This window comes from Roseateles toxinivorans (genome assembly GCF_004362525.1).
GTDB classification, from domain to species: domain Bacteria; phylum Pseudomonadota; class Gammaproteobacteria; order Burkholderiales; family Burkholderiaceae_C; genus Paucibacter; species Paucibacter toxinivorans.
In genome coordinates, this window is the sequence record NZ_SNXS01000003.1 from 842100 (window position 1) to 863596 (window position 21497).

Annotated in this window: 16 protein-coding genes; 2 read left to right on the top strand and 14 right to left on the bottom strand. The window is 67.3% G+C overall.

The genetic code is table 11. The features are described from left to right. A partial coding sequence (locus DES47_RS28750; protein WP_208115008.1) for a hypothetical protein occupies positions 1-2346 on the bottom strand: 2346 nt, incomplete at its 3' end. A 328-nt stretch (positions 2347-2674) separates the two neighbouring features. Between DES47_RS28750 and greB the strand changes: the two genes are divergently transcribed. Further along, entirely contained in the window at positions 2675-3235 is a 561-nt protein-coding gene (gene greB / locus DES47_RS15115) for a transcription elongation factor GreB (protein ID WP_133701520.1), read from the top strand. Here greB and DES47_RS15120 read toward each other — a convergent pair. From DES47_RS15120 to DES47_RS15180, 13 genes are all read right to left on the bottom strand, one after another. After that, on the bottom strand, positions 3225-5504 hold the full coding sequence (locus DES47_RS15120) for a RelA/SpoT family protein (RefSeq protein WP_133701521.1): 2280 nt from the start codon (positions 5502-5504) through the stop codon (positions 3225-3227). The genes greB and DES47_RS15120 overlap by 11 nt on opposite strands. Before the next feature lie 109 nt (positions 5505-5613). Next, a complete protein-coding gene (gene rpoZ, locus DES47_RS15125; RefSeq protein WP_133701522.1) occupies positions 5614-5817 on the bottom strand; it encodes a DNA-directed RNA polymerase subunit omega in 204 nt (67 codons plus the stop codon). Positions 5818-5842: 25 nt separating this feature from the next. Then, on the bottom strand, positions 5843-6463 hold the full coding sequence (gmk, locus tag DES47_RS15130) for a guanylate kinase (protein WP_133701523.1): 621 nt from the start codon (positions 6461-6463) through the stop codon (positions 5843-5845). A 241-nt stretch (positions 6464-6704) separates the two neighbouring features. Next, entirely contained in the window at positions 6705-7421 is a 717-nt protein-coding gene (gene cuyB, locus DES47_RS15135; protein WP_166652011.1) for a cysteate racemase, read from the bottom strand. An 83-nt stretch (positions 7422-7504) separates the two neighbouring features. Then, positions 7505-8515, bottom strand: coding sequence for an N-acetyltransferase DgcN family protein (locus tag DES47_RS15140; RefSeq protein ID WP_243748314.1), 1011 nt, complete (start codon positions 8513-8515; stop codon positions 7505-7507). 38 nt (positions 8516-8553) lie between these two features. Then, positions 8554-9531, bottom strand: coding sequence for an N-acetyl-D-Glu racemase DgcA (dgcA, locus tag DES47_RS15145; protein WP_133701525.1), 978 nt, complete (start codon positions 9529-9531; stop codon positions 8554-8556). Then, entirely contained in the window at positions 9528-11903 is a 2376-nt protein-coding gene (locus DES47_RS15150; RefSeq protein WP_133701526.1) for an alpha/beta fold hydrolase, read from the bottom strand. Before DES47_RS15150 ends, dgcA begins: the two co-directional genes overlap by 4 nt. Further along, positions 11900-13603, bottom strand: coding sequence for a serine hydrolase domain-containing protein (locus DES47_RS15155; protein ID WP_133701527.1), 1704 nt, complete (start codon positions 13601-13603; stop codon positions 11900-11902). The genes DES47_RS15150 and DES47_RS15155 overlap by 4 nt, the downstream gene beginning before the upstream one ends. A gap of 32 nt (positions 13604-13635) precedes the next feature. Next, positions 13636-15024 carry an MFS transporter gene (locus tag DES47_RS15160; protein ID WP_133701528.1) on the bottom strand — a complete coding sequence of 463 codons (1389 nt, stop codon included), beginning with the start codon at positions 15022-15024 and terminating at the stop codon, positions 13636-13638. 2 nt (positions 15025-15026) lie between these two features. Next, entirely contained in the window at positions 15027-17480 is a 2454-nt protein-coding gene (locus tag DES47_RS15165; RefSeq protein WP_166652012.1) for a TonB-dependent receptor, read from the bottom strand. A 97-nt stretch (positions 17481-17577) separates the two neighbouring features. Then, the gene (locus DES47_RS15170) at positions 17578-18606 is read right to left on the bottom strand and encodes a FecR family protein (RefSeq protein ID WP_208115009.1); all 1029 of its coding nucleotides are present in this window, start codon (positions 18604-18606) and stop codon (positions 17578-17580) included. An 8-nt stretch (positions 18607-18614) separates the two neighbouring features. After that, a complete protein-coding gene (locus DES47_RS15175) occupies positions 18615-19151 on the bottom strand; it encodes an RNA polymerase sigma factor (RefSeq protein ID WP_166652013.1) in 537 nt (178 codons plus the stop codon). Between the two features lie 235 nt (positions 19152-19386). Next, positions 19387-19728, bottom strand: coding sequence for a YciI family protein (locus tag DES47_RS15180; RefSeq protein ID WP_133701532.1), 342 nt, complete (start codon positions 19726-19728; stop codon positions 19387-19389). A 371-nt stretch (positions 19729-20099) separates the two neighbouring features. On the opposite strand from DES47_RS15180, the gene DES47_RS15185 reads away from it, so the two are divergent. Then, entirely contained in the window at positions 20100-21137 is a 1038-nt protein-coding gene (locus DES47_RS15185; protein WP_133701533.1) for an alpha/beta hydrolase family protein, read from the top strand. Positions 21138-21497 lie beyond the last annotated feature (360 nt).

The following is a 21497-nucleotide window of genomic DNA, read 5'->3' on the forward strand; positions in this document are numbered from 1 at the left end:
GCCGAAGGTGGCGCTGGCCGCGTCATAGCGGCGGCCGAACACGCCGTAGCCATTGCCGTCGGCACTGGCCTCGTCCTGCCAGACGATGACCAGATTTCCGTTGGCACTTGCCGCCACATCGGGCAGCTGCTGGTTGTTGCCCACCGGTGTGTTGACCAGCACCTCGCCGCCGAGCTTGGCCCCGGCGTTGTCGAAGCGCTGCAGCAGGATGTCGTAGCCGCCGCCGCCGGCCTGTCCGTTGGCGGCCCAGACGGCTGCAAAGCCACCGGTGTAGGCACTGACCACGGTGTGGTACTGGTTGTTGGCCGTCGTGGTGTTGAGCAGCATCTGGCCGCCAGCGGCAGCGCCGTTGGCGTCATAGCGCTGGGCATAGCTGCCCCAGCCGGAGCCGTCGTTGCCGTTGTCTTCCCAGCTGATGACGAAGCCGCCATCGGACAGGCCGGCCACATGGGGGTAGTTCTGGTCACCGCCGGTCGACGTGTTGACGCGCCACTCGGGCCCGACGGCCACGCCGCTGGCGCTGTGGCGCTGGGCATAGATGCCATCGGCGCTGCCATCCTGGCCCACCGAGGTCCAGACGGTGACATAGCCGCCATCGCTGAGGCGGCCGATCTCCGGGTCGTTCTGGTTGCCCGGCACATAGCTGTTGACACGGTCTTCGCCGTGGACGGCCGGCGAGCCGTCGAGCTCGCGGGACACATTGACGGTGATGATGCCGCCGGCACCCGAGCCGCCATCACCGTCTTCGATGCGCACGCTGACCTGCCGGGTCGCCTGTGGGCTGCTGCTGGTATTGCGATAGCCCAGGTGCTGTATCAGGTCCTCCACCGCCTCGACCGTCGCATTGGCGTTCAGCGCGATCTCCATATTGGCGCCGTTGACGCCGCCGCTGAGCGTGCCTATCTGCACGCCACCGTAGCTGACCACATTGCCGGCCAGGCCGATCTGCCCGGGGCCGTTGCCCTGGTCCACCACGGTCAGCTGATCCTCGGCGCTGGCACCGCTGACATAGAACAGGCTCACCCGGCCGCCATCGAAATTGGTCGAATCCGCATCGGCCAGACTGACCGAGGCGTCGAGCACCTGGGCCGTGGCATTGACGGCGTTCTCGCCAAAATTGACGGTGCCGCTAAAGTCGCCCAGGGTTGGCGAGGCTTGGCGGGGCAGCTCGGCCGGGTCGCCGAACAGCTGCTGGAACACCCCTGTGCCGTTGCCGTCGGCGCCGCTGTTGTCGGCGAACACGACGACGAAGTTGCCGCTGCCCAGATCGGCGATGGCCGGCGCATACTGCCCGTTGTTGTTGGGCGTGTTGACGCGTTCCTCACCGCCCAGCGGTATGCCCAGGCTGCTGTACTCGCGCACATAGACGTCGCTGTTGCTCAGCCCATCCAGGCTGCCGCTGTCGTTGTGCCAGGTGACGACAAAACCGCCGCCGGACAGGGCCTCGACGTCGGCCTGGTACTGGCTGCCGCTGGTGTATTCATTGATGCGGAACTCGCCGCCCTGGGCCACGCCGGCCGCGTCATAGCGCTGGGCAAATACCGCGTTGCCGCTGCCGTCACGGCCACCATCGTCGCGCCAGACGACGACAAAGCTGCCATCGGCGAGCATCGCCACACGCGGCTCGTACTGGTTGCTGGCGGTGACCGTGTTGACTCGGAACTCGGCGCCTGCGGCGACACCGGCGCTGTCAAAGCGCTGGGCGTAGACACCGGCGCCGCTGCCGTCCTGGCTGTCGGAGCGCCAGACCACGACATAGCTGCCGTCGGCGCGCGCCGATACGTCGGGCTCGTACTGGGCATTGGCGGTGGTGGTGTTGGCCCGTGTCTCCGCGCCCTGGGCCACGCCGGCATTGTTGTAGCGCTGGGTATAGACACCGTGGCTGCTGCCGTCCTGCGAATTCGAGTACCAGCTCACCACATAGCCGCCGTCGAAGACGGCCGCGCTGGGCTGACCCTGGTCGTTGGGGGTGTAGGTGTTGACGCGGAAGTCGTTGCCCAAGGCTGTGCCATTGGCATCGAAGCGGCGGGCCTGAACGCTATAGCTGCTGCCGTCGCTGCCGGAGTGGTCCACCCAGCTGACCAGGAAGCTGCCGTCGGACAGGCCGACCACACTGGACTCCTGCTGGGTGCTTGAGGTGTTCGTGTTGACGCGGAACTCCGGGCCCAACGCGACGCCGCTGGCGCTGAAACGCTGCGCGAACACGCCGTTGCCGCTGCCGTCCTGACCGCTGCTGGTCCAGGTCACCACGTAGCCACCGTTGGCGCCCTTCAGCGCGGCCACCGCGGGATCGTCCTGGGTGCTGTTGAAGTAGGTATTGACGCGGGTTTGCGGGTGGACTTTCATGCTGGACTCCTCTTGGTCCAGAGCGCCTGGGCTTGCGGTCGCTCTGCGTTTCGCTTTACGGGGTGCTGCGGTTCGGGAACTGCCGGATGGTGCCTTGATGGTCTGGGACCTCCGGCCTGCTGGAAATCCGCAGGGGAATACCAGCTCGTGTCAGAAGCTTTAGGGGTTGTAACCAGCGGGCTACGGGGCAGCCATCCCACGGGTTAGGGGTGAATGGGTATATGCCTCACCCCTCGTTCAGGGGGTGGGTCTGCGCTGTGTCACAGTCGGGCTTCCGGCGCCATTGAGCGCGTCACCCGTGGCGGACTCCGCCCACACCCATGCAGCCATGAGCAAGGCCTTCACCAAAGAGAGCGACGGCGACGATGACGAGGACATGGCCCTGCCGGCCATTCCCGCCGGCACGCGCAACTACATGACGCCCAAGGGCTATGCCGACCTGCGTGCCGAATTCATGCAATTGCTTGATGTCGAGCGGCCGAAGATCGTCGAAGTGGTGTCATGGGCGGCCAAGAACGGGGATCGCTCGGAGAACGGCGACTATCTCTACGGCAAAAAGCGTTTGCGAGAAATTGACCGGCGCATCCGTTTCCTCACCAAGCGGCTCGATGTGGCCGAGGTGGCCGACCCTTCCGCCCACCATGGCAGCGACCAGGTCTTCTTCGGCGCGACGGTGACCTATGCCAATGCCCGCGGTGAGGAGCGCACGATCACCATCAAGGGCATAGACGAGTCGGACAGCCTGAAGGGCGAGGTCAGCTGGATCGCGCCGATAGCGCGGGCCCTGCTGAAGGCGCGCGAGGGCGATGAGGTGCAGTTGATGACGCCCGGCGGTGTCGAGAAGATCGAGGTGCTGGAGGTGCGCTACCCCGCTCCGGTCAGGGTTTGATACGCCAGACCCGCCGCGTGGACGGGCTGCGCTTGAGTATGCGCAGCACCTCGGCCAGGTGCAGGCGGTCTCGCACGCTCAGCAAGAGCTTCAGCTCTACCGTTTCGCCCTGGGCATCGTCGCCCATGGCGATATGGCTGATGTCGGCCTCGGCCGAACTGACCGCCGCCGCCACCTGGGCCAGCACGCCCTTGCCATTGCTCAGCAGCACGCCGATGGCGGCCTCGAAAGGGCGGGTCAGTTCCTCGGCCCAGGCCACCTTGATCCAGTGCTCGCTGTCGCGCTGCAGGAGGCGCCGGCCGACCCCGCATTCCTGCGTGTGCACGATCAGGCCCTCGCCGCGGCCCAGATAACCGGTGATCTCGTCGCCAGGGATCGGGTGGCAGCAGGGCGCCAGCTGTACCGAGGCGCTTTCGCTGCCGTCGATGCTGACCAGGCTCTGCTTGGGTGCGGCGTCGTCCTGGGCGTAGCGGCCCAGGGTCAGCGTCACGGCGTCGGGCCTGGCGCCCTGTTCGCCCATCAACCGTGCCAGTTGCTTGGCCACGATGGAGGCAATCTTGCGGCCCTGCGAGATCTGCACCATCAGCTCGTCGGCATGGCGATTGCCGCTCCAGCGCGTCAGCTGTTGCCATAGCGCGTTGGACTGCGCATCGTCCGGGTCCTGGCTGGGCAGGCTCAACCCTTCCGCGCGCAGCGCCTGGGCCAGCATCTTCTCGCCCAGATCGCGCGACTCGTCGTCTTCCAGCGTCTTCAGGAAATGGCGGATCTTCGAGCGTGCCCGGCCGGTGCGCACAAAGCTCAGCCAGGCCGGATTGGGCCGTGCGCCGCTGGCCGTGACCACGCTGACCACATCGCCGCTGCGCAGCTCGGTGCGCAGCGGCACCGGCTCGCCATTGACCTGGGCGGCCACGCAGTGGTCGCCGACGTCGGAGTGGATGGCATAGGCAAAGTCCACCGGCGTGGCGCCGCGGGGCAGGGCCAGGATCTTGGACTTGGGCGTGAACACATAGACCGCGTCGGGGAACAGGTCGATCTTGACGTGCTCCAGAAACTCGTTGGAGTCGCGCGTCTCGTCCTGGATGTCCACCAGCGACTGCAACCAGCGCGAGCCCATGCGCTGGGCCTCGGAGATGCCGGCCTCGTCGACCTTGTACAGCCAGTGCGCGGCAATCCCCTGCTCGGCCACGCTGTGCATGGGCACGGTGCGGATCTGGAACTCCACCGGCGTGCCCACCGGGCTCACCAGCGTCGTGTGCAGCGACTGGTAGCCGTTGGGCTTGGGGATCGCGATGTAGTCCTTGAAGCGGCCCGGCTGCGGTTTGTACAGCTGGTGCAGCGCACCGAGCACCAGATAGCACTCGGGCAGGGTCTCGACGACGATGCGAAAGCCGAAGATGTCGCTGACCTGGGCGAAGCTCAGGTGCTTGTCCTTCATCTTGCGGAAGATCGAGTACAGCGTCTTCTCGCGGCCATGAACCTTGACCTTGATATTGGCCTTGGCCAGGGCCTGCAGCACGTCTTTTTCGATGCGCGAGACCAGGTCGCGGCGATTGCCGCGGGCGCTGACGATGGCCTTGGTCAGCGCTGCAAAGCGCCAGGGGTAGATGTACTGGAAGGACAGGCCCTGCAGCTCGCGGTAGGTCTGGTTCAGGCCCAGGCGATGGGCGATCGGCGCGTAGATGTCCAGCGTCTCGCGGGCAATGCGCCGGCTCTTCTCGGGTGCCATCGACTCCATCGTGCGCATATTGTGCAGACGGTCGGCCAGCTTGATCAGGATCACGCGCACATCGCGCGCCATCGCCAGCAGCATCTTGCGGAAGGACTCGGCCTGCGATTCTTCCTTGGTCGAGAACTGCAGCTTGTCCAGCTTGGTCAGCCCATCGACCAGTTCGGCCGTCGGCGCGCCGAAGCGCTCGATCAGCTCGACCTTGGTGATGCCGCAGTCCTCCATCGCGTCGTGCATCAGCGCGGCCATGATGGCCTGCACGTCCAGGCGCCACTCGGCGCAGATGCCGGCCACCGCGATCGGGTGCGTGATGTAGGGCAGGCCGCTGGCGCGGAACTGGCCCAGATGGGCCTCGTCGGCGAACTTGTAGGCTTCGCGCACCCGCTTGATGTCGGCCTTGCTGAGGTAGCTGAGCTTGTAGGTCAGCGCGTCGAACGAGGCGGCCTCGGCCTCGGTCGGCTCGTTGTTCGTGGGGCCGCGAAGACCCGAAAGCCCCGACAGGGCGGCGGGGAGGCGAGCGGCGGCGAATGATCTGAGACCCATGGCTTGAATTTACCGGATTCCTCAGTGTCCAGCGGTCGGCAAGGGCGAATGTGCACACAAAAGAAAACGGGCGCCGAGGCGCCCGTTCACCGATTGCGTGCCTGAATACTCAGATCGGCACTTTGCGCAGCATTTCAATGCCCACCTCGCCGGCGGCGATTTCGCGCAGCGCGGTCACGCCGGGCTTGTTCTTCGACTCGACCTTGGGCGTATGCCCTTGGCTGAGCATGCGGGCGCGGTAGGTTGCTGCAAGCACCAACTGGAAGCGGTTGGGGATCTTGTCGAGGCAATCTTCAACGGTGATGCGGGCCATGGAGCGTCCTAGGAGTCAAGGGGTATTACGGAAGGTTCAGCGCCTGAAACACGGCGGAACGGTTTCGGCGCTGAGCCGCGTATTTTAACCTCTGCGCGTGGACTATTGCTTTAAGGTCAAAAAGGGCGGTCTCGAAGGTCGCGTTGACGACCACGAAATCGAACTGCTGGGCCTGGGCCACCTCGACGCGCGCATTGCTCATGCGCTGCTCGATGACCTGGTCCTTGTCCTCCCCGCGGCGCTGCAGGCGCTGGCGCAATTCCTCCCAGCTGGGCGGCAGGATGAAGACCAGCACGGCATAGGGAAACAGCTGCTTGATCTGCAGCGCGCCCTGGAAATCGATCTCCAGCACCACGTCGTCGCCATGGGCCATGCGTGCCTCGATGGCCTCGCGTGAGGTGCCATAGAGATTGCCGTGCACCTCGGCCCACTCGAAGAATTTGCCCTGATCGACCATGCTGCGGAACTCTTCCTCGCTGGTGAACCAGTACTCGCGGCCATGCTGCTCCTGGCCGCGCGGCTTGCGCGTGGTGTGGGAGATCGACACCTGCAGCTTGGCGTCCAGCTCCAGCAGGGCCTTGACGAGGCTGGACTTGCCGGCCCCGCTGGGCGCGGCGACGACGAAGAGATTGCCGGGGTATTCCATTCGGACGCCTTACTCGATGTTTTGCACCTGCCCCTCGAAGTAAGGCGCAAGCATTTGATTTCTAAGCTGTTTCTGAATTTCCAGGCCGCCGAACCACGCAATTGGCAGCACAGTCGACGTCATTTTCAAGTCAATCTCGGCATGAGCGCGTTGCAAATATTTTACTGCCGGAGCCCCAGCAGCGTTTGAGGCCCGATGTATCGAAACGGCGGCGCCGTTGTGGCGTTCTTCTCGACGCGATTCAGGGCGTGGCCAGCGCTCGTCGATTTCGCTGCTCCATTGACCAGCGAACCACCTGCCTGGCAAGCGCTGCGGTGGCGTCCACAACGGGCATGTTTGCACTGTCGGCGTCAAGGACGATTGGTATTTCGGTGCACCCAAGCACTACCGCCTGCGCCCCACGTTGACGCAATGCCCCCGCGGCAAGTTGCAGCAGAGTCCGCCCCGTTGAAAGCTCGCCTGCCTTGACGGCGGCGATGGCCGGCATGACCCAGTCAGATCTTTCTGCTTCGGTAGGCAGACACCATTGCACCTTGCGCCGTGCGAGCGTGTTTGAAGTGCGCTTGCAATACAGGCCTGAATCAAGAGTAGCGTCCGTCGCCAACAGGCCGATCCGGCCCTCAGGACCGCAAATCTGTGCGACCTCGTCCAGCGCGGCATCCACCATGTGGAGCATTGGAAGCCCCAACTCAGATCTCAGCTCCCCAAACCACAAGTGCGCGGTATTGCAAGGAATGACGATGAGGCCGGCGCCACCAGCGACAACACGCCGACCGCAGTCCAGCATCGCGTTCAGGGGCGAAGGGCCTGTGCCGCGAAACGCGCTCGCGCGATCAGGGATCTGCGGGATTGAGCTCACCAACACCGGGACATGCTGCTGGTCGGATGAGGCCGGAGTTGCAGCGAGGATCTTGCGCAGGAAGTCCAGCGTGGCTAACGGGCCCATGCCGCCCAGCACGCCCACAAGGCCTGCGCAAGCCCTATATGTGTCAGTCTGCATTGCCACGCAGCCTATCGGGCCGCTCAGCGACTGCATCGGAGTCAGCGTCGCAGCGCCAACGCGTTGGCGATCTTGGCCACCCCGCCGCGCATCGGGTCGACCACGGGCAGCTCCAGTTCGGCCTCCAGGCGGTCCCGGTACTCGGCCCAGTCAAGATCCGACAGCGAGGACGAGTTGATGCTGATGCCGACACAGCGGATCTCCGGGTTGGTCAGCCGGCCGGCCTGCAGATAGGCCGCGATGGCCTCGTCCAGGGCGGGGATGGGTGTGTCCGGGCAGGTGGCGATATGGCTACGGGCCGGGTCGTGGCACAGCACGATGGCGTCGGGCTGCGAGCCATGCAGCAGGCCGAGCGTGACGCCGGCATAGGCCGGATGGAACAGCGAGCCCTGGCCTTCGACGATGTCCCAGTGGTCGGCTGCGTTGTCGGGCGACAGCTGCTCGGCCACGCCGGCGATGAAGTCCGCCACCACGGCGTCCAGGGCAACGCCTGACCCCGCGATCATCACGCCGGTCTGGCCGGTGGCGCGGAAGCTTGCCGCCATGCCCAGCGCCTGGAGCTCGCGGGTCAGCGCCAGCGCGGTGTACTTTTTGCCCAGTGCGCAGTCGGTGCCCACGGTCAATAGACGCTGGCCGCTGCGTTTTATGCCGGTGCCGATGATGCGGGGCCAGTCGCTGTGGCGCACGTCATGGAGCTTCACGCCGCGGGCCTGCGCCGCGGCCACCAGCGCCGGGATGTCACTGAGCTTTGAATGCAGGCCGCTGACGATGTCCAGCCCGGCCTCGACCGCCTGCAGCAGCACGGCGATCCAGGCCTGGGGCAGGCGGCCGCCGGCCGGCGCGACGCCGATCAGCAGCGAGCCCGCGCCGCGCTCGGCGGCCTGGCGGATGGTCAGGGCCGGCTGGCCGGTGGAGGCCTGGGCGCCCGGCAGGGCCAGCTCGCCGATGACGTCGTCGGGGCACCAGTCGGCCACGCCGAGTGCCGTCTTGGCCTCCCAGCGGGTTTGGACGTCGCCGAGGAAGAGCAGATAGGGTTTGCGAAGAGAGATCATGATTTCCAGATAGAGGTGCTTGCAGTGAAATAGGCTTCTCAGCCCCACAAATCGGTGGGTGGAGGATCGGCCCGCCCGTCGGCGTAGCGAAGACCGTTGAGCCGGTCGCGCCGTTGCAGCAGCGGGCCGTCGATGTCCACCAGGTCGGCGATGCAGCCCAGCACGAAGGCCGGGGCCATGGCCAGCGAGCTGCCGCCCATGCAGCCGACCATCACGCCCATGCCGCGCTCGCGGGCGGCAGCGGCCAGGGCCAGGCCATGGGTGAGACCGCCCGCCTTGTCGAGCTTGATGTTGACCATCTGGTAGCGCTCAGCGGCCTGGTCCAGCTCGCCCAGGTGCAGGCAGGACTCGTCGGCACACAGCGGCACCGGCGAGCGCAAACCCACCAGCCCGGCATCGGCACCGCGCGGCAGCGGCTGCTCAATCATCTCCACGCCCAGGTCGGCCATGGCGGGCGCCACCTCGGTCAGCTGCGCCAAGGTCCAGCCCTGGTTGGCATCGACAACGAGGCGCGCATCGGGCCGCTCGGAGCGGATCGCTTGCATGCGCTCCAACGGGCGGTCACCATCGAGCTTGACCTTCAGCAGCGGATGGCCTTGCGCCGCTGCAGCCTTGTCACCCATCGCGGCCGGCGTGGCTTCGATGCCTATCGTGAACACGGTGCTCAGCGGCCGTGGCGCGATGCCGGTCAGGGCCCAGATGCTGGTCTTGAGGCGCCTGGCCTCCAGATCCCACAGCGCGCAGTCCAGCGCATTGCGCGCACCGCCCGGCGGCAGCAGCGACTGCAGGTCCTGGCGGGTCATGCCCTGCTCCAGCACGGCCGCCTGGGCTTCGATCTGCGCCAGCAGGCCCTGGGCCGACTCCTGCAGGTAGTAGACGCCCAGCGCCTCGCCCCGACCAACATAGCCTTCGTCGGCCAGCTCGACGACGACCGACTCGAAGGCCTCGAACACGGTCCCGGTGATGCGAAAGGGCGAGCGCGTCGCCCAGCGCTCGGTGTGCAGGCTGAGCCTCATGGCGTACCCAGCTGGGCCATGATGCCGTCGATCTCTTCGACCACGCGGGCGACAAAAGGCGGCAGCACGGCAATGCCCATATGGGTGGCGCCCTCCAGCATCATCACGCGGCCGCGCGACGACAGTGCGGCATGCGCTTGCTGGTAATCCGGCCAGCGCCGCTGGATCTCGGCGATGGCGGCCGGCGCCCCGGGCACCACGGTCTGCGGCGCCCACAGCACCGCCAGCGGGCGCGCGCCCAGGTCGCCGGAGGCCGCGGCCTGGCGGGCGATCTCGGCCTTGCCACGCATTTCCAGCGCCATCGCATCAATCACCTCGGGCCGGTACTGGGCCTTCAGCTGTGCGATCACCTCGGGCATGTCGGCAAACACGGCTTCCACCATGGCCAGCTCCGGCGGCGGCGGGCCGCCATCGCGGACCTTGGCCCGTTTCTCGCGCTCGGCGGCGAGCTGGTCATCCATCAACCCGTCCATCATCGCGAACTGGTCCGGGTGGCTGGCGTCCAGCATCATCAGGCCGACCACCTGCTCGGGATAGGCCTCGGCATAGACCCGGGCCAGCGGCCCGCCCAGCGAATGGCCGATCAGCAGGATGGGGCCGCTCACGCCGGCCGCGGCCAGCAGCGCATGCAGGCGATGCGCATTGCGGCGCGCGTCCAGCGGCTGGCTGTCGGCTTCGCTCCAGCCCAGCCCCGGCCGGTCATAGCTGCAGACCGGGTACTTGGTCGCCAACGCTTTCTGCAGGCGCGAGTACACCGCCGCTGACGTGCCGGCGCCACTTTCGATCACCACGGTCGGCAGGCCATGGCGCGTGGGCGCGGGGCCGCTGCGGTGCAGATGCAGGCGCAGGCCGTCGATCACATAGAGCTGGCCCGGCGCGGTGACTTCTGCATTCGCAGGCTTGTCGAAGCCGTGCGGATCGGCCACCCGCGGCCAGTAGTCCAGGCTGCGCGCGGTGTAGGGGAGCCGGCCGAAATTCATGTCCTTGGCGCCGGGCGTGGTGACGTAGAGCACCTCCTTGGCGATGGGCGCAAACTGCGCGTGGAAGTGCTGGGTGCTCTTCAGCACGATCAGCTTCTTGCCCGCCAGATTGATGCCCAGATCGGTGAACGCCTTCGGCGAAAACACCTGGCCGCGGATGCTGACCAGGACGATGTCCATGCCATTGGCCGCCTGCACCCACACGGTTTGACCCAGCGGCGTGCGTTCCTCGCCGCCGCCCATGCCGATCTGCACGTGGTCGTCGATGATGGCTTTAACCACCACCGGCAGATCGACCGGATCGCCCGAGGCCGGGCCGCACTTGCCGCCCACCCGCAGCGCCACCTGCGCGCCCACGCCCGCGTCGGCGCAGATGCGCACCGCGCCCAGGTCCCAGAAGAAGCCGAAGGCGGTGTCGGCAATGCCGCGGTCCAGCACCGCGCGCAGCAGGAAGGTGCTGTCGCTCATCGCGCCGCCGCCTGGGTTGTCGGCAATATCGGCCATCACGACGGGGCCACCTTGCACCGCGAGCGCGGCCTTCATGGCCTGGTCGGCCGACATCGTCGGGATCACGGTCTGCTCGCGCAGATCCCAGAATTCGCGGCCCAGCTCCTCGGCCACCGCGGCGGCCAGGGCCGGATCGTTGTCGGTCACGACCCAGAGCTTGCAGCCCGACTCGGGCACGTCGGCCCAGGGGAAGCCATGGCCCAGCGACACCGACAGCACGCCCGGCCGCTGCTCGACCTCCTGCATGCGCTTGACGAAGCTGATCATCGGCTCGCGGGTGGTGAACCACAGGCCCACCATCTTGCAGTCGAACACCGCGGTGGTCGGCCGCACCTTGGCGCTCGCGGTGTCCAGCACGATGCGTATCAGCTCCTTCATGCGCGGCACGGCATCGACGTGCGGGTACTCCTTGAAGCAGATGATGGTGTCGGCGTTGCGGCGCATGCGCTCGGTGAAGTGGCAGTGCAGGTCCAGCTCCACGCCTATGGGCACGTCAGGCCCGACGATGGCGCGCACGCGCTCCAGCAGGTCGCCCTCGCAGTCGTCATAGCCCTCGGCCACCATCGCGCCATGCAGCACCAGGATGACGGCGCCCACCGAGCCGGCCGCACGCAGGTCTTCCAGGATGTCGTCGCGCAGGCTTTCATAGACCTCGCGCACGGTGCGGCCCAGCGGCTGGGCGAAGGCGGTGACGCTCTCGACCAGTTCGTGGCCCTCGGCGGCCAGCAGGCGCTCCATCTCGGCCATGTAGATGCCGAAGCCCTTCGATGCCCGCTTGCTGGCGTCGCCCCGGTAGATGACATGCTCGTGAAAACTGCCCCAGCCGGTGGGCGCCGGCGCGAAGGTATTGGTTTCGGTGGCGAACAGGCAGGAAAAGATCTTCATGCTGCGGTCTCCTCGGTCAGCAGGCGGAACAGGCGGATGTGGCGGGTTCTGAGGTTGTCCATGCGCAGGCCGATGACCTGGCCACCGCTGCGTTCGATGTTGGCCCAGCCGGCGCCGTAGATGGCCAGCATCGGGTCGGCGGCGGTGCAGCTCAGCACCTCGGTGGACAGCGGCTTCAACAGCATGTCGACATGGCCGTCCGGGCCCTGCACCTGCAGCAGCAGCACGTCACCCTTTAGCACGATGCGGGCGGTGGCCCGAAGGTCCGGCGCGCGGTAGGCACCCACCAGCTGCGGGGCGAGGTCGGCCGCCGTCGGCGCCTCCTCGGGCACCAGGCGGTGCATGAGCTGCGGATGGCCGCCATCGGCCACCGTGATGCGGGCGGGCGCGGTCTTGCCGTCGCAGCCGCTGGGGTCCAGCTCGACCGGACCGGCGGCAATGTCCTGGCCGGGCAGCCAGGGCCCATTGGGGCCGTCGCGCAGTGGCGTCGGCGGATGACCGATCCAGCCCAGGCACAGCTTGGCCACGCCCAGCCGGCCGGTCACCTCGGCGAACTCGGCCACGGCGCCGGTGGCCGGCGAGTGGTAGCGCTGGCCCACCAGCGCCGGGTAGCGGCTGGCGTCCAGGCGCTGCTCGGGCGGCTCGGGCAATTGGTCGCCCAGCAGGGCATCGATGATCTGCATGGCCAGCAGCACCGGCTGCACCGGCGCGCCATTGACCATCACGATGATGTCAAGCTCGTGGGCGGGCACGGTGATCATCTGCGACGAGCCGCCGATCCAGCCGCCCGAGTGGTGCAGGGTCTGCACGCCGCGATAGGGTTCGCTCATCAGGCCCAGGCCGTAGCCGATCACGGTGCCGCTGGACAGCACCGTGGGCTCCACCATCAGCGCCCAGCTGGCCGGCGAGCCGACGATCTTCCTGCTGCTGCGCATATGAGCCAGCCAGCGCAACATATCGTCCGCCGTCGAGATCAGCGAACCGCTGCCGTGGGTCTCGTTCATCACATACATGCCGTGCTGCCAGCCGCCGCCGGGCAGCGCCTGGTACAGGCCGGCCAGGCCGGAGCGGACCTCGAAATCGCTGGCCACAGCCTCGGTGTCCAGCATGCCCAGCGGCTGGAAGATGCGTTCGGTCGTGAAGGCCTCGAAGCTCTGGCCGCTGACCGCCTCCACCACCATCGCCAGCAGGCGGTAGCCGCCGTTGGAATAGATGAACTGGCTGCCGGGCTCGAAGTTGAGCTCGCTCTGCTGCGCCATCAAGGCCATGCCGGCGCCCTTGCGCTGGTTCGTCAGGCCGTTGGCCAGCACCGACAGCTCGGCGTCGGAGCGCATGCCGGCGGTGTGGTGCATCAGCTGGCGCAGGGTCGGACCCTTGGGGCCGAAGTCGGGCAGCTCGGGCAGGTGCTGGCGCGCCAGATCGTCCAGGCTGAGCTTGCCGTCTTCGGCCAGCAGCAGGATGGCCAGCGAGGTGAAGTGTTTGCTGGTCGAGGCAATGCGCATGCGCGTGTGCGGCCCATTGGCCACGCCGTGCTCGAGATTGGCCAGGCCGTAGCCGCGGCGGAAGAGGGTCTTGCCGTTTTGCGCGATGCCGACGATCAGGCCCGGCGCATCGCTGCGCTTGTGCGGCGCCAGCAGCGCCTCGATGGCGGCCAGGCCGGTGAGGGCCGGTACGGCGGCAGGGGTTGCAGTGTCTACCATGGGGTGTGTTGCGTGTGTGGGGTGAAGAAAAATCAGGCTTGCGGCTCTTGCTGCAGCCGCATCAGGCGCACCAGCGAGCCCTCGCAGCTGCGCAGGATCAGCACGCCGATCACGGCGCTGACCAAGGTGATGGACACCACGGCATAGGCCAGTCCGCCGGGCCGGGACTTGAGCGCGTCGGACATCAGGCCGATCAGCAGCGGGCCGATCACGTGGAATGGCAAGGCGGCAATCGACAGTGAGGCAATCACACGCGATCGCAGGTGCGGCGGGCCAACGTCCTGCAGGACGTTGGGCAGCACGACCGCGCCGCTGATCAGCGGCGTGACCAGCAGGGCCAGCAGCGCAAAGACATCGTTGGCCGAGCGCACAAACAGCAGCAGCACCGACAGCGAGGCCGTGGCCACATAGCCGCCGATGATGATGCGAAGCGCCGCCGCCGATCCCATGCGTTTGCCAAACAGCCGCATCACGCCCAGCCCCACGATGGCGCCGGCCAGCGTGCCGACGATGAAGGCCAGGCCCAGCCCCTTGCCCACCTGGGCGGGCGTGGCGCCGAACTCGCGCGCCGCCAGGATCGGGATCCAGCTGCCCACGGCGTTCAAGCCCATGCCGGCCACGCCGGAGCCCACGATCAAGCCGGCCAGCACCTTCCAGTGCTGGCGCAGGTAGTCGCCAAAGCTCAGGCCGTGCGCGGACGCCTCATCGGTGGCCCGCACCGCGGGCGCGGTCCGCGCCGGCAGCCGGATCGACAGCAGCAGCAAGGCCACCGGCACGCCACACACCGCCACGGCGATGAAGCTCAGGCGCCAGCCCTCCAGCGCCTGCAGCGACGCTGGCAGCATCGGGCGCGCGCCGTCCATCGCGCTGGCGATGGCGCCGCCCAGCATCGCGCCCAGCGCCGCGCCAAAGATGCTGGACAGGGCAAAGATGCCATTGGCCAGCACCCGCTGCGCGCGCGAGAACAGATCCGGGATCATGCTGTTGGTGATGGGGGTCAGGCCCGCTTCGCCCGCCCCCACGCCTATGGACGCGATGAAGAGCAGGCTGAAGTCCTGCGCCAGGCCGCGCGAGCCGGCGGCCACGCTCCAGACGATCACGCAGGCGGCCAGCACGACGCGGCGGTCGTAGCGGTCGCTCAACCAGCCCAGCGGGAAGGTGGCGATGCCGGCAAACAGCGCCAGACCCACGCCCTGCAGCAGGCCGAGCTGCGTGTCGGACAAGCTCAGCGCATGGCGCACCGGCTCGGTCAACAAGGTCATCATGACCTTGTCGATCGCCCCCAGCACGGTGGCGATGATCAGCACGCCCAGCGCGTACCAGGCGCCCACGGATGCCCGTTGCGGGGCCGCTGCGGCGATTCCGGGCAAAGCTTGCGCCACCGCCGCCGGATCGGCGGACAGGAAGTTGGGGTGGGTCATGGTCAGTAGGGAACGCTGACCGACAAGCCGACCGTGCGCGGTGCCGTCACCGTAACCTGCCGCACCTTGGCGTCTCCAGTGCCCGGATAGATCAGGCCGCGCTGGTCCGTCAGGTTGCGCACGTAGGCGGCCAGGCTGAAGCGCTTGAAGTCGATGCCGGCCTGCAGGTCGACCTGCGTGTAGGCCGGCAGCTTGAAGCTGGGCAGCGAAGTGCTGCCGCTGTAGCCGGCATCACGCTCGCCCACATAGGCCAGGTTCAGGCCAGCGTAGGCGGGCCGGTCGGCCAGGCTGAACAGGTACTGGCCGCCTGCCGTCATTGAAAAGCGCGCCGTCACCGGCATGCGCACGCCGGCCTTGGCCTGCAGGCCGGGGGCGTCTGAGGTCAGCTTCGCGTCAATGGCCGCCGCCGTGGCATGGAAGTGCCAGGTCTTGCTGGGCAGCCAGTTCAGCGCCAGTTCGGCGCCGCGCACGCGCGCCGAGCCGCCGTTGGTGTTGTAGCTGAATGCCCCGCTCTTGATCGGCTGCTGGATGTTCTTCCACTCCACGTCGTACAGCGCCGCTTCCAGGCTCAGGCTGCGGTCCAGCAGGTCGGCCTTGTAGCCCAACTCGTAGCTCCACAGGGAATCGGACTCGAACGCAGGCTTCACCACCGACAGGTCGGCACTGGGCTTCAGGCCATTGGGCCCGCCGGGCCGGTAGCCGCTGGCCGCGCGGAAGTACACATTGCTGGTGCGCGACAGCGCGTACTTGGCGGTGGCCAGGTAGGTGGTGCTGGTTTCCGACGAACTGCCCTGGGTCTTGGTGCCGGCACCGGCCAGCAGGCCCGAAGAGATGTCGTCGTAGCGTTGGCTGTTATGGGCCAAGCGCAGGCCACCGGTCAGCGCCAGCGCGGGGGTGGCATGCCAGGTGATGTCGCCATAGGCCGCGGCTTCCTTGTAAGTGCTGGGCAACGAACTGGTCAGCAGGTTCAGTTGCGCGCCGCCCACCCGCGTGGCGTCCGCCCCGCCATTCGTGCTGGCGCGCTCCCGGGTCACGTACAGGCCGGCCAGCCATTCGAGACTGCGGTCGGCGCGCGAGGTCAGACGCAGTTCCTGGCTGACACGGTGCTGGTCGATCCGCGACTTGGCCACCACGGATTCGGACGGCATGCCCGCACCCGTCAGCAGCGGCAGCAAGGCCCGGCTGGCGTCGATGCGGGCGTCGATGGACGTGTCCTGCGCCGAGGTGATGGCGTTCAGGCGCGCGCCGCCGAAGTCGTATTCGACATCGATGCCGTACAGGCGCGTGCGGTTGGTGAAGGGTTCCGGCGTGAACAGCCGGCGCTTCAAGTCGCCCTCGACCAATTGGTGGGTGGCCGGGTCCAGGTCTTCCAGGCCCAGGCCGTCACGGCTCATGTTCTGCGCGGTAGCGCTCAAACGCACAGCCAGGCCCCTGGCCGGCGTCAGCAGCAGCGCAATGCGCACGCCATCGGTCTTGCCGCTGTTGACGTCCTTGGCGGCGGCGGGGCCGACGGCATCGATGTAGCCGCCGAACTTGTCGTGGAAGGCGGCCACGCGCAAGGCGGCCACGTTCTTCTTGATCGGCGCATTGACCACGGCGCTGGTGGTCCAGCCTATGCCGCCATCGCGGGTGCTGGACGCGCCCAGCATCACCTTGCCAGAGAAGGCATCGGTCTCGGGCTCGTTGGTGACGTACTTGAGCACACCGCCCATCGCGCCGGCGCCATACAAAGTGCCTTGCGGGCCGCGCAGGATTTCAATGTGGTGCAGGTCCAGCAGGCCCATGCTCAGCGGCGTGGCCGCGCCGGCCGAATACGGGCCGCTGGAGCCGGTGGCCACGTCGTCCACATACACCCCCACGGTGGCCACCGTCTGCTGGCCGGTGGTGACGCCGCGTATGCTCAAAGCGGCGGTCAGGCCGCCAGAATCGGTCAGGTTCACGCCGGGCTGGCCGGCGATGTAGTCGGCCAGCGACCGGGCGCCGGAGCGCTCCAGCGCCTCGCCCTGCAGCACGCTCACTTGCAGCGGTATCTCGCGCACCGGCTCGCGGCGGCGGGTTGCGCTGATCATCACGGTATCCAGCGCTTCGACCCTAGCGGGGCGGTCGGGCGCTGGCACTGTAGGGCGGATGGTGGCGGCGTTGACGCCCGTCCCCACTGCCTGCAGGCCCGTGCCTTCCAGCATGCGGGCCAGCGCGTCCATAGGCGTGAAGCTGCCGTTGACGGCCTTGGTGGTGACGCCGCGCAGCAGATCGGGTGAATAGATCAGCTGCAGCTTGGTCTGATCCATCAGCTGCTGCAGGGCCTGGGGCGCTGCCTGGGCGGCAATGTTCAGCGGCTGGGGCTGAGCTGCGGCCACCGGGGGTGTCGCATTTTGTGCGGCACTGCCCAGGCTGGCCAGGGCGAGCGCCAGGGCCAGGGTGAGGGGGCGAAGCAGATGCGGCGATGTGGCTTGCACTGAGATCTCCTGCGTGGGCAACCTGGGGTTCAGGCCGCTGGGGTTGGCTATGCTGGTACGACGCGCCAGCCCGCCCACGCCCCCACAAGGACAAACCCTAGCGACTGAGCACCCACGCATCGCCCGCGCGCTGCACGCGCAGGCCGAAGCCCTGCTCCAGGCTGCGCAGGAACACCGCCGTGTCCCGCGTCGAGAACGAACCCGACACCAGCATGGTCTGCAGCGAGGCATCGTTCATTCGTATCGGCAGGCTGCTGTAGCGGTTGACCTCTTCCAGCGCGTCCAGCAGCGGCGTGCGATCGAACTCGATGCGGCCCTGCTGCCAGGCCAGCTTGCGCCCCATGGCCTGCGGCTCGGCCAGGGCCACCAGCGTGTGCTGGGCGGCGCTCACGGCCGTCTGGCCGACACCCAGGCGCAGCGGCTGCGGACTGGCCTGGGCATTTCTTGCCTCGGCCGTCTCCTCACTGGCGGCCACCGGCTTGGTGACCTCGACCACACCTTCATAGACCGTCACCTCGACCCGCCCGTCGCCATGGCGCTGCACCAGAAAGCGCGTGCCCACGGCACGCACCACGGTGTCGCCCGCCACCACCTCGAAGGGTCGGGTCTTGTCCTTGGCGACGTCGAACAGGCCTTCGCCGCGCTCCAGCAGCACGCGGCGGCGCGCGGGGCTGTAGGCCACGCGCAGGGTGGATGCGGCGTTGAGCTCGGTGCGCGAGCCATCGGGCAGCGGCACCGGCCGCGTCTCGCCCACGGCGGTGCTGTGCAGGGCCGCCACCGTGAGCCCGGCATCGGCCACCTGCACCGGGCCGTTCAGCCACAGGGTCGTGGCCAGCAGGCTGCTGGCCAGTGCACCGAGGCCCCAGGCCCATGCAGGCCTGCGGGGCGCATAGCCCGGCGCAGTGGTCTTGGTCGGCGTGATGTTGGCAGCTGCAGCCGGAAACCGGGCGCGGCTGGCCGTGGCCCACAGCAAGGCATGCTCATCGAGCAGGCGCGGATGGCTGGCATCCTGCGCCAGCCAGTGTTGCAACTGCTGGCGCTCCTCGGGCGTCAGCGGGCCCGCGTCTATGCGCACCACCCAGTCACGCGCCTGCTCTTCGGCCTGCGGCGTGCGCTCAAAATTCATCACAACAGTCATGACTGCCCTCCCAGGCGTGCGCCGCGCTGGCGGCCGCCGGCCTCATGCTCGGCCAGGGCCTCATGGCAAAGCTGCAGCGCGCGCGTGATATGGCGTTCCACCGTCTTGGTGGAAATCTCCAGGCGCTGGCCGATGTCGGCATGCGACAGATTGTCGATCTTGCGTAGCTGGAACACCTCCAGGCATTTCGGCGCCATGCGCTGCATCGCCGCCTCGACGGCTTCGATCAGCTGGCGCTCCTCCATCTGGGCCTCCGGATTGGCGCCGGGCGCGATGACGCCCAGCACGTCCATATCGCCCATCGTGTCGGTCGCCCGGGTGGTGCGCTTGCGCAGCTCGCTGAGGGCCAGATTGCGCGCCACCGTGTAGAGCAGCGCCTCGCTCACCGGCGTCTGGCCGCCCAGCTCGGCCGCGTAGACGCGCAGAAAGGCCTCCTGCGACACATCGGCCGCATCGGCGCCATTGCCCAGCAGGCGCCGGACATAGCGTTCCAGCGCCTTGCTGCGTTGTCTGTAGATATCGATCAGGTTCATGCGGAGGCCCGGTAGAGCTTGCAGCCCGGAACCTCTGGCCTGGGAACTGCCGGCTACGAGCATATGACGCATCACCGGAAGTACACCCCCATAGTACAAACCCTTGGTTCTTGCCGGCCCTTGGGCGCGACCAACGGACCAAGCCGCTCGCGACCCTGGAAGCTGGTCTTGTTGCGGCCCACGTGGCGCGTCTGGTGAGGGCGATGGGGGGCATGAGTGCCCACGCCTGCCGCGCTTAAGACTGCGGGTCAAACTGAAAGACGCGCAGCTCCTGGTCACAGCGGCAGGCTTTGGCGATGCGAGCGGCCCACCTGACGGCCTCCTCGCGCGAAGGCAGTTCTAGCACGGTGAATCCGCCGTCGAGTTGGGGTGCCCAGGGATAGCCGCCCTCGGCGACCGTGCCGTCGGCCGAGACGAGTGCGGGGGGCACGTCTTCATCAATGCCGCCGCCGAAGACGTAGACGCCTGCAGCCTTCGCCTCGTCGATCACGGCGTGAGCGTCGCGGCCCACTGCCTCCCACTCGCCGTTGGGCACGACCATCGCCGCGCTGGGGAAGGAGATCAGGTACTTGGCCATGGTGCTCTTTCTATCTCGGGGATGGCGCCGCGGGGCTCGGTCGAAGTGCGAGGTGACCACAGATTCCGTCCGGGCTCATGACGACAGTGCCGAGTAGCGCGATAGCGACGGGCTTGAAGATGAAGGCGGTGAATCTTAGCGAAAAGGCATCGCTCATCCGAAGATCATGCAGGAGCATGATTGGCTGGCATGGCCAGCGTGACTTCGATCTGCCAAAGCCCGCCCGATGGACCAACCAGAGATTGAGCCTCAGGGCTAAGTTGATTTATTGGGTCTGCTGCGTCTATCGTCGCTAGGCTCAAGTGAATCGCCCCGGGGCGCTTCAGTACATTTCCGGCATGCCGGCAATCGAAGTTTTACGGAGATACCCCATGACATCGTTCCGCAGTCACTTCCACCGCGGAGCGCTCGTCGCCGTGGCACTTCTGTCTCTGGCTGACCTTGCAAGCGCGCAAAACGCTGGTTTGCGCACTCTTACCGTCGCGGGCGACATCCCCATGACGGTCGCATTGTTCTACCCCACCGCAGCTCCGGCTCGCACCATCCCCATGGGCCCCTGGCAGGCAATCGTCGCCCCTGGCGCCCCGGCCACCCAGGGGCCGCTGCGGGGGCTGATCCTGATTTCGCATGGCACGGGTGGCACAGAACTGAACCACCACAACCTGGCCACGCGGCTGGCCAGCGACGGCTATCTCGTCGCAGCCGTGCGCCATCCGGGCGACAACTGGCAAGACCGTTCAATGATCACCTCGGGCCGCTACTTCAGCGAACGCCCGCGCCAGCTCACTCTTGTGCTCGATGCGCTTCTTGCCAATCCTGAATGGGGCCCGCGCATCCCCGCTGAGCGCATCGGTGCCGTCGGGCACTCCGCCGGCGGCTACAGCGTTCTGGCTTTGGCGGGTGCGCAGGCTGAACCCCAGCGCGCCGCGCAGCATTGCCGCACGGTGCAGGACGATCCAGGCTTCTGCTCTTTGGCCAAGGATTCAAGCGCTGCCCCCGCATCAGGTGCGCTGCCGGCTTTTGCTGCCGAAGCTCCTGCGGCCGCGACTGCTCGAGTCTCGGTGCCTGACCGTCGTATCCGAGCCGTCGTCGCGCTTGCTCCCATGGCGGTCGTCTTTACCGCCGAGAGCTTGTCCGCCATCACGGTGCCGGTGCGGGTCATGATGGCCGAGGGCGACACGGTGCTCAACGGCAAGTATCACGGCAGCTACGTCGCAGCCAATCTGCCGAGGGCGCAGAGCACCACGGTGCTCCGCGCTGGGCACTTCGCGTTCATGGCGCAATCAGGCATTCCACTGCCTTCGGCTGCGGGTGACGCTGCCTCCAATCCGCCGGGCTTCGACCGAATGGCCTTCCTGCCCGAGTTGGAAAATCAGGTAGCCGGCTTCTTCGCAGAACAGTGGCGCTGAGCGTCGGCCGGCTGTGCACCGGCACTGGTGATGTCCCAGGAGGTGGTGTAAGTTCTTGAGCGAGGCGGCCCGTAGAGGGTGGCCATCGTGAGGCCGGCTTCACAGCCTGGGCATGGTTCAAGCACACGCACAGAATTTGTCATGACCACCGCCATGACATCCGTATGACGCAACACGCCACCGCTCAGCCTAGAAATTCATCAAAACCGCCGAGCGCAATGCCGTCGCCGCATGCCGCGCCTTGAAGGCATGGTCAAACGACTAGGGAGGGTCTGCACAACCCCCGGGCAAATCAGCTACCGCGAAGCTTGAATGGCTGCGACGATTCAGGTCATGAAGCAAGCAAGTCTTGGACTGGGG

Coding starts and splice junctions, on each gene's coding strand:
- greB (WP_133701520.1), top strand. CDS start 2,675: ATGAGCAAGGCCTTCACCAAAGAGAGCGACGGCGACGATGACGAGGAC.
- DES47_RS15120 (WP_133701521.1), bottom strand. CDS start 5,504: ATGGGTCTCAGATCATTCGCCGCCGCTCGCCTCCCCGCCGCCCTGTCG.
- rpoZ (WP_133701522.1), bottom strand. CDS start 5,817: ATGGCCCGCATCACCGTTGAAGATTGCCTCGACAAGATCCCCAACCGC.
- gmk (WP_133701523.1), bottom strand. CDS start 6,463: ATGGAATACCCCGGCAATCTCTTCGTCGTCGCCGCGCCCAGCGGGGCC.
- DES47_RS15140 (WP_243748314.1), bottom strand. CDS start 8,515: ATGATCTCTCTTCGCAAACCCTATCTGCTCTTCCTCGGCGACGTCCAA.
- dgcA (WP_133701525.1), bottom strand. CDS start 9,531: ATGAGGCTCAGCCTGCACACCGAGCGCTGGGCGACGCGCTCGCCCTTT.
- DES47_RS15150 (WP_133701526.1), bottom strand. CDS start 11,903: ATGAAGATCTTTTCCTGCCTGTTCGCCACCGAAACCAATACCTTCGCG.
- DES47_RS15155 (WP_133701527.1), bottom strand. CDS start 13,603: ATGGTAGACACTGCAACCCCTGCCGCCGTACCGGCCCTCACCGGCCTG.
- DES47_RS15160 (WP_133701528.1), bottom strand. CDS start 15,024: ATGACCCACCCCAACTTCCTGTCCGCCGATCCGGCGGCGGTGGCGCAA.
- DES47_RS15170 (WP_208115009.1), bottom strand. CDS start 18,606: ATGAATTTTGAGCGCACGCCGCAGGCCGAAGAGCAGGCGCGTGACTGG.
- DES47_RS15175 (WP_166652013.1), bottom strand. CDS start 19,151: ATGAACCTGATCGATATCTACAGACAACGCAGCAAGGCGCTGGAACGC.
- DES47_RS15180 (WP_133701532.1), bottom strand. CDS start 19,728: ATGGCCAAGTACCTGATCTCCTTCCCCAGCGCGGCGATGGTCGTGCCC.
- DES47_RS15185 (WP_133701533.1), top strand. CDS start 20,100: ATGACATCGTTCCGCAGTCACTTCCACCGCGGAGCGCTCGTCGCCGTG.